The sequence below is a fragment of the uncultured Jatrophihabitans sp. genome (genome assembly GCF_964246335.1).
Classification (GTDB): Bacteria; Actinomycetota; Actinomycetes; order Mycobacteriales; family Jatrophihabitantaceae; genus Jatrophihabitans.
Window position 1 is genome coordinate 58153 of the sequence record NZ_CAXTQF010000002.1, and the last position, 12442, is coordinate 70594.

The 12442-nt window shown below is 70.1% G+C and carries 12 protein-coding genes; 6 read left to right on the forward strand and 6 right to left on the reverse strand.

Going from position 1 to position 12442, the window contains the following annotated elements; all coding sequences use genetic code 11:
- Window positions 1–54: 54 nt before the first annotated feature.
- The 3 genes from glgX to ACFFCN_RS01130 are packed head-to-tail and all read left to right on the forward strand — an operon-like array spanning window position 55 to window position 4992.
- Window positions 55–2154 (forward strand): glycogen debranching protein GlgX, encoded by a 2100-nt coding sequence (glgX, locus tag ACFFCN_RS01120; RefSeq protein WP_375488880.1) that lies wholly within the window; start codon window positions 55–57, stop codon window positions 2152–2154.
- The gene (gene treY / locus ACFFCN_RS01125; RefSeq protein WP_375488882.1) at window positions 2154–4460 is read left to right on the forward strand and encodes a malto-oligosyltrehalose synthase; all 2307 of its coding nucleotides are present in this window, start codon (window positions 2154–2156) and stop codon (window positions 4458–4460) included. The genes glgX and treY overlap by 1 nt, the downstream gene beginning before the upstream one ends.
- 31 nt (window positions 4461–4491) lie before the next feature.
- On the forward strand, window positions 4492–4992 hold the full coding sequence (locus ACFFCN_RS01130) for a DUF4188 domain-containing protein (protein ID WP_375488884.1): 501 nt from the start codon (window positions 4492–4494) through the stop codon (window positions 4990–4992).
- 141 nt (window positions 4993–5133) lie between these two features.
- On the opposite strand, the gene ACFFCN_RS01135 is transcribed toward ACFFCN_RS01130, so the two are convergent.
- Entirely contained in the window at window positions 5134–5970 is an 837-nt protein-coding gene (locus ACFFCN_RS01135; protein ID WP_375488886.1) for a PPK2 family polyphosphate kinase, read from the reverse strand.
- A 9-nt stretch (window positions 5971–5979) separates the two neighbouring features.
- Window positions 5980–6369 (reverse strand): SRPBCC family protein, encoded by a 390-nt coding sequence (locus tag ACFFCN_RS01140; RefSeq protein ID WP_375488888.1) that lies wholly within the window; start codon window positions 6367–6369, stop codon window positions 5980–5982.
- A 57-nt stretch (window positions 6370–6426) separates the two neighbouring features.
- On the opposite strand from ACFFCN_RS01140, the gene treZ reads away from it, so the two are divergent.
- Complete coding sequence (gene treZ, locus ACFFCN_RS01145; protein ID WP_375488890.1) at window positions 6427–8151, forward strand: malto-oligosyltrehalose trehalohydrolase; 1725 nt, start codon at window positions 6427–6429, stop codon at window positions 8149–8151.
- Window positions 8152–8161: 10 nt separating this feature from the next.
- On the opposite strand, the gene ACFFCN_RS01150 is transcribed toward treZ, so the two are convergent.
- The 3 genes from ACFFCN_RS01150 to ACFFCN_RS01160 are packed head-to-tail and all read right to left on the reverse strand — an operon-like array spanning window position 8162 to window position 9447.
- Entirely contained in the window at window positions 8162–8464 is a 303-nt protein-coding gene (locus tag ACFFCN_RS01150) for a winged helix-turn-helix transcriptional regulator (protein WP_375488892.1), read from the reverse strand.
- Between the two features lie 39 nt (window positions 8465–8503).
- Entirely contained in the window at window positions 8504–8707 is a 204-nt protein-coding gene (locus tag ACFFCN_RS01155) for a hypothetical protein (RefSeq protein ID WP_375488894.1), read from the reverse strand.
- 38 nt (window positions 8708–8745) lie between these two features.
- A complete protein-coding gene (locus ACFFCN_RS01160) occupies window positions 8746–9447 on the reverse strand; it encodes a hypothetical protein (protein WP_375488896.1) in 702 nt (233 codons plus the stop codon).
- 90 nt (window positions 9448–9537) lie between these two features.
- Between ACFFCN_RS01160 and ACFFCN_RS01165 the strand changes: the two genes are divergently transcribed.
- Window positions 9538–10278 (forward strand): dihydrofolate reductase family protein, encoded by a 741-nt coding sequence (locus ACFFCN_RS01165; RefSeq protein ID WP_375488898.1) that lies wholly within the window; start codon window positions 9538–9540, stop codon window positions 10276–10278.
- Here the strand turns inward: ACFFCN_RS01165 and ACFFCN_RS01170 are convergent.
- Window positions 10275–11357, reverse strand: a complete 1083-nt coding sequence (locus ACFFCN_RS01170) for an ATP-dependent DNA ligase (protein WP_375488900.1) — start codon at window positions 11355–11357, stop codon at window positions 10275–10277. The two genes, ACFFCN_RS01165 and ACFFCN_RS01170, sit on opposite strands and share 4 nt — an antisense overlap.
- A gap of 128 nt (window positions 11358–11485) precedes the next feature.
- Here ACFFCN_RS01170 and ACFFCN_RS01175 point away from each other — a divergent pair, with 128 nt between their 5' ends.
- On the forward strand, window positions 11486–12430 hold the full coding sequence (locus ACFFCN_RS01175) for an Abi-alpha family protein (protein ID WP_375488902.1): 945 nt from the start codon (window positions 11486–11488) through the stop codon (window positions 12428–12430).
- Window positions 12431–12442: the final 12 nt, after the last annotated feature.

Here is a 12442-nt window from a genome sequence, read left to right on the forward strand (position 1 = left end):
GAGCGTGCTCACCCAGTCGGTCGGCCACCGACGGGCCCCTGGCAGGCTGGTCGCATGAATCTCTGGCCGGGCAGCGCCTATCCCCTCGGGGCGACATATGACGGTTCCGGCACGAACTTCGCGCTGTTCAGCGAGGTGGCAGAGAAGGTCGAGCTGTGCCTGTTCGACGCCGACGGCACCGAACACCGCCACGAGCTGTGGGAGGTCGACGGGTACGTCTGGCACGGCTTCCTGCCCGGCGTCGAACCCGGTCAGCACTACGGCTACCGCATCCACGGCCCGAACGACCCCGCCAACGGGCAGCGGTGCAACCCCAACAAGCTGCTGCTCGACCCGTACGCCAAGGCGATCGACGGCACCATCGAGTGGGACGAGTCGTTATTCGGCTACCACTTCGACGACCCGGACGGCGAGAACGACGAGGATTCCGCCCGCTCGCTGCCCAAGTGCGTGGTCATCAACCCGTACTTCGACTGGGGTGTCGACCGCCCGCCCAGGCGTTCCTACGCCGACAGCATCATCTACGAGACACACGTCAAGGGCCTGACGCAGACGCACCCCGAGCTGCCCGAAGAGCTGCGCGGCACGTACGCCGGCATCGCGCACCCCGTGATCATCGAGCACCTCACGCAGTTGGGTGTGACGGCCGTCGAGCTGATGCCGGTGCACCACTTCGCGAACGACTCGTTCCTCATCGACAAGGGACTGTCGAACTACTGGGGTTACAACACGATCGGGTTCTTCGCGCCCGACCACAAGTACTCGTCGAGCACCTCGCCGGGCGGGCAGGTGCAGGAGTTCAAGGCCATGGTCCGCGCCCTGCACGACGCGGGCATCGAGGTCATCCTCGACGTCGTCTACAACCACACCGCCGAGGGCAACCACATGGGCCCGACTCTGTCGTTCCGGGGCATCGACAACCAGGCGTACTACCGGCTGGTCGACGACGACAAGCAGTTCTACATGGACTACACCGGCACCGGGAACTCGCTCAACGTCGGCCACCCGCACGCGCTGCAGCTGATCATGGACTCCCTACGGTACTGGGTGCTGGACATGCACGTCGACGGCTTCCGCTTCGACCTCGCCTCGACGCTCGCCCGCGAGTTCTACGACGTCGACCGCCTGTCGGCGTTCTTCGAACTCGTGCAGCAGGATCCGGTGGTCAGCCAGGTGAAGCTGATCGCCGAGCCGTGGGACGTCGGGCCCGGCGGCTACCAGGTGGGCAACTTCCCGCCCCAATGGACCGAGTGGAACGGCAAGTACCGCGACACCGTTCGCGACTTCTGGCGCGGGGAGCAGAACACCGTCGGCGAGTTCGCCGCGCGCATCACCGGCTCGGCGGACCTGTACGAGACATCCGGCCGCCGACCGGTCGCGAGCATCAACTTCGTCACCGCGCACGACGGCTTCACGCTGCGCGATCTCGTCTCTTACAACGACAAGCACAACGAGGCGAACAAGGACGACAACAACGACGGGGAGAGCCACAACCGGTCGTGGAACTGCGGCGTCGAGGGACCGACCGACGACGACGAGGTGGTGACGCTGCGGGCGCGCCAGCAGCGCAACTTCATCACCACCATGTTCCTGAGCCAGGGCGTGCCGATGCTGTGCCACGGTGACGAACTCGGCCGCACACAGGACGGCAACAACAACGGCTACTGCCAGGACAACGAGCTGACCTGGGTCGACTGGTCGCGGGTGGACGTCGACCTGCTGGCCTTCACCCGGCGCGTTGCGGAGCTGCGTCACCACCACCCGGTGTTCCGCCGTCGGCGCTTCTTCGACGGGCGCCCGACGCGCCGCCGCGGCGGCATCCCGGACATCGCCTGGTTCTCCCCCGACGGCGCCGAGATGACCGAGGAGGACTGGGAGTCCGGCGTCAGCAGCATCGCGGTCGTGCTCAACGGGAACGGGATCGCCGAGCGCGACTCGCGCGGCGAGCGGGTCACCGACGACTCGTTCCTGCTGTTCTTCAACGGATTCTGGGAGCAGACCGAGTTCACCGTGCCGGCCGAGGAGTACGGCCAGGCATGGGAGGTCGTCGTGGACACCACCCATGCCGAGACCGAGGAGCGCGTCATCGAGGCCGGCAGCACGGTGTCGATGGCGCCGCGATCGCTGGTCGTGCTGCAGCAGGCGAACTCCTGATGGGTCAGGCGCCGCGCTCGACCTACCGGTTGCAGGTCGCACCGAAATTCGACCTGCACGCCGCGGCGGATGCCTGCGACTACCTCGCCGCGCTCGGCGCCGGCGCGGTGTACCTCTCGCCGCTGCTGCCGTCGTCACACGGCTCGGACCACGGGTACGACGTCATCGCGTTCGATACCGTCGACCCGCAACGCGGCGGCGTCGACGGCTGGACCCGGCTGCTCGCCGCGGCCCGGTCGCGCCAGCTGCCCGTGGTGGTGGACATCGTGCCGAACCACACCGGCGTCGCCGTGCCGCACGAGAACGCAGCCTGGTGGGACGTGCTCAAACTCGGCCGCGGCTCGGTGTACGCACGGTGGTTCGACATCGACTGGTCACGCGGGCGGCTGCTGCTACCCGTCCTCGGCGACGACTTCGACGACTCGCAGCTGACGCTCGACATGGACGCGCCGGGCGGACCGGAACTGCGCTACTTCGAGCACCGTTTCCCGCTGGCCGCGGCCACCGAACCGGGCGCTGTGAGCGCTGACGACACCGCAGCCGATGTGCACACCCGCCAGCACTACCAACTTGTGAACTTCCGACGCGCCGACACCGAGCAGAACTACCGACGATTCTTTGCCGTGACGACGCTCGCCGGCCTGCGGGTCGAGGACCCGGTCGTCTTCGACGCCACGCACACGCAGATCGCGCGCTGGGTCCGCGACGACCACATCGCGGGGCTGCGGGTCGATCATCCTGACGGGCTCGCCGACCCGAAGCAGTACCTGCAGCGGCTGCGTGAGCTGGCCGGCACCGACTCGTGGCTGCTCGTCGAGAAGATCCTCGAGGCCGGCGAGCAGCTGCCCGCGGACTGGCCGGTCGACGGCACCACCGGCTACGACGCCCTGGCGGAGGCCGGTGACGTCTTCGTCGACCCGGACGCCGAATCGGCGTTCACTGCGCTCTACCAGGAGCTGACCGGCGACGGGTCGACGAACTGGGGCCACATCGGCCGCGGCAAACGGCAGGCACTCGACACCATCCTGCAGGCCGAGCTCTCCCGCCTCGCCAACCTCGCGAGCGACGTGCCGGACGCACGCGCCGCACTGGCCGACCTCGTCGTCGCGTTCGGCGTCTACCGCACCTATCAACCGGACGGCGACGAGAACCTGCGCGACGCGGTGGATGCCGTGCTCGGCGCGCACCCCGACCGCGCCGAGGCGGTCGATGCGTTGCTGTCGCGGCTGCGCGACCCGGACGACGAGCTGTGCAGCCGCTTCCAGCAGGTCACCGGCGCGGTCATGGCCAAGGGCGCGGAAGACACCGCCTACTACCGCTACAACCGGTTCGTCGCGCTCAACGAGGTGGGCGGCGATCCGGGGCGGTTCGGCATCGAGCCCGACGCGTTTCACGAGGCGCAACAGGCCCGCGTCACCGAGGCGCCGCGCGGCATGACCACGCTGTCCACCCACGACACCAAGCGGGGCGAGGACGTGCGCGCCCGCCTCGCGGTCGTGGCCGAGCTGCCCGACGACTGGGCGTCGCTGATGCGCGAGCTCATGTCCGCCGCGCCATTGCCGGACACCGGATTCGCCTACCTGCTGTGGCAGACGTTCGCCGGCGCGGGCCTGATCGAGCGCGAGCGCATCCACGCGTATGCGGAGAAGGCGATGCGCGAGGCCGCTCAGTCGACCAATTGGATCGACCCCGACACCGAGTTCGAGTCCGCGGTACACCGCGTCGTGGACGCCGCCTACGACGACCCGGCCGTGCACGAACCGCTCGCCCGCTTCGTGGAGCGCATCACGCCGTACGGATGGTCGAACGCGATGGGTCAGAAGCTCGTGCAGCTGACCATGCCCGGCGTGCCCGACGTCTACCAGGGCACCGAGCTGTGGGACGACTCGCTCGTCGACCCGGACAATCGCCGAGCGGTTGATTTCGCCGCCCGCCGTGCCCTGCTGGAGCGGCTGGACGAAGCGGATGCGCCGCCACCGGTGGACGCAACAGGTGCGGCCAAGCTCTGGGTGACCTCGCGCGCATTGCGGCTGCGCCGCGACCGCGCCGAGCTGTTCGCCGGTTACTGGCCGTTACAGGTGCGGGGTGTCGCCGCGGCGCACGCGATCGCCTTCGACCGCGGCGGTGCCTTGACCGTCGCGACCCGGTTGCCGCTCGGTCTGGAACGGGCCGGCGGCTGGCGCGACACGGTCGTCGCCGTCGGGGACTCGGCCACCGACCTGCTGACCGGCCGCGAGTTCGGCGGCGACGTGGCGCTCGGCTCACTGCTGGACATCTACCCGGTAGCGCTGCTCGCCCGCGGGTGATCGAATCTCCGGACAGACCTCGGAGGTAGGCATGAGCAGGGTGCAGGCGGGCAGGTTCACCGCGGACGTCGACGGAGACTTCGTCGTGTTCCTGATCGGCATGCGGTTCAACAAGCCCCTCCAGGTGCGTCAGTGGTGGCCGGTGTTCGTGGCGATGCCGAAGATGTTGCGCGTCCTGGATGAGCACCCGGAGCTCGGCTGTCTGGGGATGCACAGCTGGTTCGGCCGGACGACGCTGCTGGTGCAGTACTGGCGCGACTTCGACGCGCTCGACCGGTTCGCCCGCGATCGCGAACTCCCGCACCTCGAACCCTGGCGACGCTTCAACGCAGCGGCCCGCTCGTCGAGTGCCGTCGGGGTGTGGCACGAGACGTATCAGGTGCGTGCCGGCGAGTACGAGGCCGTCTACGCGAACATGCCCGTGACGGGGCTCGCAGCGGCCACCAGCCACGTGCCGGTGCGCAGCAAGGCGCAGACGGCGGCGGCGCGGATCGGCAGGTCCGCCGACGACACGCCGGCCGTCGACGCCTGACCTCCCGCCACTCCTGCTCGTCCCCGGCGTTGGGCGCAGGTCGTCCGGAGAAACGCCTACTTTTCGTCGCTCCGGCGACACATAGTTGGCGTTTCTCCGGGAGGCCCATGCCACCGCCAGCGCCTGTGCGCCGGCCCGGAATCAGTTGGGCGGGGCCAACTTCTCCTTCAGCGTCGGGATGTCCAGCGGCGGGTTCGGGTACTGCGGGTCCAGCTCGCTCAGCGTCTCGTGCAGCAGCTCGCCGATGGCCCAGTTGCGGTACTTCTTGTGGTCGCTCGGCACGATGTACCACGGCGCGTACTCGGTGTTGCAGCGCTCGAGCATCTCCGAATAGGCGAGCTGGTACTCGTTCCAGAAGCCGCGCTCGGTGAGATCGTCCGGGTTGAACTTCCAGTGCTTGTCCGGCCGGTCCAACCGCTTGATCAGCCGCTCACGCTGCGTGTCGAAGCTGATGTTGAGGAAGCACTTGAGCACGGTGGTGCCGCCGTCGACCAGCTCCTTCTCGAACTCGTTGATCAGCTCGTACCGCTTGCGCCACTCGGACTCCGGCACGAGCTCGTGGACCCGGACGATCAGCACGTCCTCGTAGTGCGAGCGGTCGAAGACGCCGATCGTGCCGGGGATCGGCAGCTGCTTGCGGATGCGCCACAGGAAGTCGTGCCGCAGCTCGGTCTTCGTCGGCGCCTTGAACCCGGTGTACTGCACGCCGATCGGGTCGAACACACCGACGACGTGCTTCGTGACGCCGCCCTTGCCGGCCGTGTCGATGCCCTGCAGGACGAGCAGGATGCGCCGCTCGCTGCCGGCCGTGCCTTCGGCCCAGAGCTTCTTCTGCATCTCGCGCAGCGACGCGTCGTCGTTGCGCAGGTCGCGGTTGTGCTTCGACGGCGCCAGCGGGCGGTCCTCCGGGTCGTAGCCCGCCAGGTTGACCCCGCCGCGCGCCACGGCCAGCGCCTCGCGCATGCTCTGTTTCGGCATGGCGGAACGTTAGCCTGCAGCGACGAGCTTGCGCAGCGCGAGCTGCGCGAGCGGTGCGTACCCCAGCACGACGGGCAGCGGCGCGTCGATGGTCAGCCACGTACGTGTGCCGTCGCCGTCCGGGCGCACGCCGTGGTGCAGCCGGACGGTCAGCGGCCCGCGGTGGACGGTCCACGACCAGCGCCGTGCGGACTCGTCCACCTCGTCGATGCGGAACGCGACCGACACGCCCAGCGGGCCGACGACGCGGCCCGTCACGCCCGGTGCGATCCGCGCCGCCTCCGTCTCGACGCGCGTGATCTGCGGTGACCACTGCGGCCAGGCATCGACCTGCGCGTACCGCTCCCACGCCGTCGCCGGCTCCGACTCACCACGTGCACTCAACGTCACATTCGCCACTCTCCGATCGTGGCATGCGCGGGTTACCGCGAAATTTGGGTCGGGCAGGGTGTGCGTGTGACAGCGATCCGCGTGTGGGCCCCGAACGTCTCGTCGATCAAGGTCCGCGCCGCCGGCACCGACACCGACCTGCAGGCCGAGGCGGACGGTTGGTGGGCAGGACCGGACCTCTCCCCCGGCACCGACTACGCGTTCCTGCTCGACGGCAACGACGAACCGGTCCCGGACCCATCGTCGCGACGCCAGCCGGAAGGTGTGCACGGGCCCAGCCGCGTCTACGACCAGCGCGCCTACACCTGGAACGACGCCGGCTGGGCCGGGCGTGACCTGACCGCTGCGGTCGTCTACGAGATGCACGTCGGCACGTTCACACCGGGCGCCACGTTCGACTCCGCGATCGAGCGTCTGGACCACCTCGTCGACCTCGGCGTCACGCACGTCGAGCTGCTGCCGGTCAACGACTTCAACGGCGTATGGAACTGGGGCTACGACGGCGTGCTCTGGTACGCCGTGCACGAGACCTACGGCGGCCCGGACGGCCTCAAACGCTTCGTCAACGCCGCGCACCAGCGCGGGCTGGCCGTCGCGCTCGACGTCGTCTACAACCACCTCGGGCCCTCGGGGAACTACCTGCCGCGCTTCGGGCCGTACCTCAAGACCGGCCGCAACACCTGGGGTGACCTAATCGCGGTCGAAGTGCCCGAGGTACGTCGGTTCATCATCGACAACGCGCTGATGTGGCTGCGCGACTTCCATGTCGACGCACTGCGCCTGGACGCCGTGCACGCGCTGATCGACCCGTCGCCCCGGCACATCCTCGCCGACCTCGAGACCGCCGTGGAGCAGCTGTCCGGTGAGGTCGGCCGGCCGTTGACGCTCATCGCGGAGTCCGACCTCAACGACCCGATCATGATCAACCCGCAGTCCCGCGGCGGGTACGGGCTGGCCGCCCAGTGGAACGACGACGTGCACCATGCGCTGCACGCCTTGCTGACCGGGGAGCGGCAGGGTTACTACTGCGACTTCGGCTCGCTGGCGGTGCTCGCCAAGACGTACACGCACGCGTTCCTGCACGACGGCACCTACTCGACCTTCCGCGGCCGCGACCACGGCGCGCCGATCGACCCGACGTTGGTGCACGGCTGGCAGTTCGTCGTCTGCCTGCAGAACCACGACCAGGTGGGCAACCGCGCCGTCGGCGATCGGTTGCCGGAGCTCACGTCGCCCGAGCTCGTACGGGTGGGCGCGGTGCTGCTGCTCACCTCGCCGTTCACGCCGATGCTCTGGATGGGCGAGGAGTGGGCGGCGTCGACCCGGTGGCCGTTCTTCGTGTCCCATCCCGAACCGGAACTGGCCGAAGCCACCGCCAAGGGCCGGCTCGCGGAGTTCGCCGGCCACGGCTGGAACGTCGACGAGATGATCAACCCGCTGGATCCCGAGGCGTACCGCACCGCGATCCTGGACTGGTCCGAGCCGAGCGCCGGTGAACACGCCGCCGTGCTCGACCTCTACCGCAGGCTGCTCGCGCTCCGGTCCGCCGAAGCGGACCTGCGCGACGCCGACCTCACCCGGGTTGCGGTCGACTTCGACGAGGACGAGCGGTGGCTCGTCGTGCACCGCGGCGCCTTCCGCGTGGTGGCGAACTTTGCCGACCGGCCGCAGGAACTGACCGTCGGCAACGGCGCCGTCGTACTCGCGACCGGGGACGCGACCGCGACCGACAGCGGGGTGACGCTCGCGCCCAGCTCGGCCGCGATCGTGCGCCTCGCCGACGCGACCTAGCCGTCGCGACCTAGCCGGCGGGCGCCGCAGCCCACCAATCGGCCAGGGCGTGCAGCTGTCGTGCCACGCCGATCCCGGAATCGGTGAGCTCGTAACCACCGGCGGGCACGTCCCGGACCAGTCGGATGTCGATCAGCTCGGCCAGTCTGGTGACGAGCACGCTCTGGCTCATGCCGCCGGCCTGTACGCGCAACTGGTTGAACGGCAGCGCGCCGTCGCGCAGCACCCAGACGACACGCAGCGCCCACCGATGCCCGAGCACGTCGAGCAGACTGGCGAAATTGCCTTGTCCTGACGTATTCCCACCCACCATGGCCCCATCAAAACACCTGACGGGCCCGGCCGCGCGGACTTACTGGATTTCGCCGACCACAATTCCCGGGTCCGGCTCCTCGACCCGGACAACCGACGCCGTGGGTGAATCACCCGCTTCGGTCTCCCACTGCTGGGTAAGCGCCGAGCTCATGCGCTGCGCCGCATCGAAATCTTCGAACGGGCCGACGGCACGCGGCCCGACGAGCTGCTGCCCCTCGTCGGTCAGGACGACGACGAACATCGATCACCTCCGGGTGACGGGTGGTTGTGAACTGCGATCTAGCGGGCGTCGACGACGAGCTTCGGAAAATTCGCCGGCGGTGGTCCGAAAGCCCTCCGGGCGGAGCGGATCGCGCCCCGGGCCAGGGCGGCGTTGCCGCCGGCACCGACCGCGGCGCCGACACCCAGCGGCAGCGCGCGCCCGAACAGCAGTGCGCTCTGCCGCGCGCCGAAGCGACCGATCAGCAGGCGACCGAGATGCGAATTCACGCCGGCGATCTTGTCCTTCGAGGTACTGCGGGTCAGCACCGCGGCCCAGTGCCGGTCGGCGACGCCGGCGCCGTCGAGTGCCGCGGCACTGCCGTCACCGAGCAGCACCGACAGCACCAGCGCACGCCGCACGACCGGGTCGCTGACCGGCAGACCGTGCAGCTCGGCGAGGGCGAGCACGTACATCGCCGACGCCGACACGAACGCGCCGATCTCGGCGGCGCCGCTGGCGACCGAAGCCGCGGTGCCGGCACCGGGAACCGCGGCCGCCGCGCCGGACGCGCCGCCGATGCCGACGACGGCCGTGAGGTACTGCCGCTCGAGCCGGGTCACCAGCTGCGCCGGCGTCAAATTCGGGTCCTTGCGCTGTACGCGGTGCAGGTAGTTCAGCACGACGGGCCGCTGCACCGCGAGCGCGCGGTCGAGGGCGACGTCGAGCGTGCGTTCGACGCGGCGCGGCATCGGCAACCGCGACCACGCCTTCTTCGCCAAGTCTCGTCCCGTCCTCGCGTCGTCCGCGCCTGTCCACGCCTGCCGCGGCGAATGGCCTCACCGTCCGTGGCCCAACCCTAAGCTGTCGCCGTGCGCGCCCTGTTCCCTGCTATCACGGACGTCGTCGACGTCCACGCGGTGTACGCCCGCGGCTGGCTCGAGCACGGCGGCGTGCGCGCCAACTTCGTCACCTCGTCGGACGGCGCGGCCCAGGCCGACGGCCGCTCCGCCGGGCTGCAGACACCGGGTGACAACCGGGTCTTCGCCGCCCTGCGCGATCTGGCCGACGTCGTGCTCGTCGGCGCCGGGACCGCGGTTGCCGAGGGCTACGCGCCGACCGTGCTCAGCGACCGGCGCCGGGCGGTGCGCCGCGACCACGGTCTGGATCCGGCACTGCCGACCGCGGTCACCAGCCGCACGCTGCGCCTCGACCCGGCCAGCGCGTTGTTCGCCGGAGCCGACGGACCGCGCACCATCGTGTTGACGTGCGCGAGCGCGCCCGCCGAGCAGCGCGAACGACTCGCGCAGCACACGGACGTCGTCGTGTGCGGCGACGACGACGTCGATCTGGTCGCGGCGCGCGCCGCGCTCGTTGAGCGCGGCCTGACCCGGGTGCTCTCCGAGGGCGGCCCGACCGCGTTCGCGCAGCTGGTGCGCGCTGGCGTCGTCGACGAGCTGTGCCTGAGCGTTTCGCCGATGCTCATCGGCCCCGGCCCGGGCCGCATCACCGCAGGCGCGGACGAGTGGCCCGACCCGTCCGGCCTCGAACTCGTCAGCGTGCTGACCGAGGACTCCGCACTGTTCCTGCGCTACCGCGTCATCGGCCGTTAGCCGCCGAGGCCGGGGACGATGTCGCCGAGCTGGAAGGTGATCGGCTGCTCGAGCTGTTCGTAGGTGCACGAGCGCGGTGTGCGGTCGTCGCGCCAGCGGATGAAGTGCGCGAGGTGCCGGAAGCGGGTGCCCTCCATGTGCTCGTACTTGACCTCGAGCACGCGCTCGGGCCGCAGCGGGACGAACGACAGGTCCTTCGTCGCGTTCCACCGGCTGACGTTGCCGGGCAACCGCTGCTTGGCGTGCGCGTCCGCGTTGGCCCATTCCGCCCAAGGATGGTCGTCGTCCTGGCCGGCCAGCAGCGGCTCGAGTTCGTCGACGAGTTCCGCGCGGCGTTTCGCCGTGAACGCGCCGACGACGCCGACGTGCTGGAGCTTGCCGTCGTCGTTGTAGAGGCCCAGCAGCAGCGACCCGACGAGGGGCTGGTCCGACGTCGAGGTCTTGTGCCAGCGGAAGCCGGCGAGCACGCAGTCGGCGGTCCGGGTGTGTTTGATCTTGAACATCACCCGCTTGTCCTGCTGGTAGGTGATGTCCAGCGGCTTGGCGATGACGCCGTCCAGCCCGGCACCCTCGAACTCGGTGAACCAGCGCTGCGCCTCGTCGGCGTCGGTGGTGGTCGGCGTGAGGTGCACCGACCTGCCGCCGCTGCCGATGGCATGCTCCAGCGCGGCGCGCCGCTCGGCGAACGGCCGCTTGGTGAGGTCGTCGTCGCCCAATGCCAGCAGGTCGAACGCGACGAACGACGCCGGCGTCTGTCCGGCGAGCAGGTCAACGCGCGACTTCGCCGGGTGGATGCGCTGCTGCAGCGCCTCGAAGTCGAGCCCGGCCGGCGTGGCGATGACGATCTCACCGTCGACGACGCAGCGCTCGGGCAGCTCGGCGCGGATCGCCTCGACGAGTTCCGGGAAGTAGCGGGTCATCGGTCGCTCGTTGCGGCTGCCCAGCTCCACCTCGTCGCCGTCCCGGAACACGAGCGAACGGAACCCGTCCCACTTCGGCTCGTAGGACGCGCCGGGCGGGATCGTCGGCACCGCTTTGGCGAGCATCGGCGCGATCGGCGGCATGACGGGCAGCTTCATCGGCTCATTGTGTCCTGACCGGTGCGCCGACGGGCCGCGCGGCGTCGCGGGCCGCGCGATCCATCGACTACGGTCTTGCGCAGTTGTGCGCCGCAACCGGTGTCACAGACAACCGCCGGAGGTGTGCCGTGGCAGACGAGCCACGCGACTCCGCGTCCGGGCGCGCGCGGCCGGCGCCCACGCGCGACGGTGCGGCCGGCAGCAGCCCGAACGGGTTGGCGACGTCGGCGAACGGGCGTGACCGCAGCGCCTGGCCGACGCGACGGCGGACGGGCTTCGGCCGGCTCGAGGCGCAACAGGGCCAGGTGGTCGCGGCTGCCGGCAACGCGATCGTCACCGCTGCGCGGGTCGGCCGGCTGCTGGGCAGGTCCAGCTGGCGGATGGCACGCCAGCTACCCGGCGTGGACACCGTCGAGAAGCAGGCGGAGAAGCTGCGCCAGGCCGCCGCCGCGGAGATCCTGCGGATGCTCGAGCTGCCGACGAGCCTCATCGGCAACGCGACACCCGAGGAACAGCGCGTGATGATGCTCGTGCACAACGGCAGCGACGACGCCGAGCCGTTGCGCTCGGCGATGACCGAACTGCTGCAGCGCGCGCAGGAACCCGACGGCAGCAGCAAGAACCGCGATTACCTCTACGGCACGATCGTCAGCCAGCTGGTGCCGGACGAGGCGCGCATCCTCGCCGCGCTCGCCGGTGGCCGGACCTTTGCCCTGGTCGATGTCGCAGCGCGCTCGGGCCGCCGCTCCCCCGAACGCACCGTGCTCACCGACGTCTCCACGGTCGGGGAGACCGCCGGCGTGACGACGCCCGCGAACACCCCGACCTACCTCGGCCGGCTGCGCGGCTTCGGGCTGCTCGACTCCGGCCCCGAGGGCGGGCGCGATCTCGTCGGACAGTACGTCCAGCTGGCCGACGACCCCGCCGTCACAGCCGCCCGGAACGAGATCGAGAAGGGCCGGCAGGGCAGCGTCAGACTGGTCCGCAAGACGGTGCAGATGTCGACCTTCGGCGCCGAGTTCTGGAAGGCATGCGCACCGTCACGCGCGGCCATCGACCAGCGCTCCGGCTGACCGGCGGAGCAG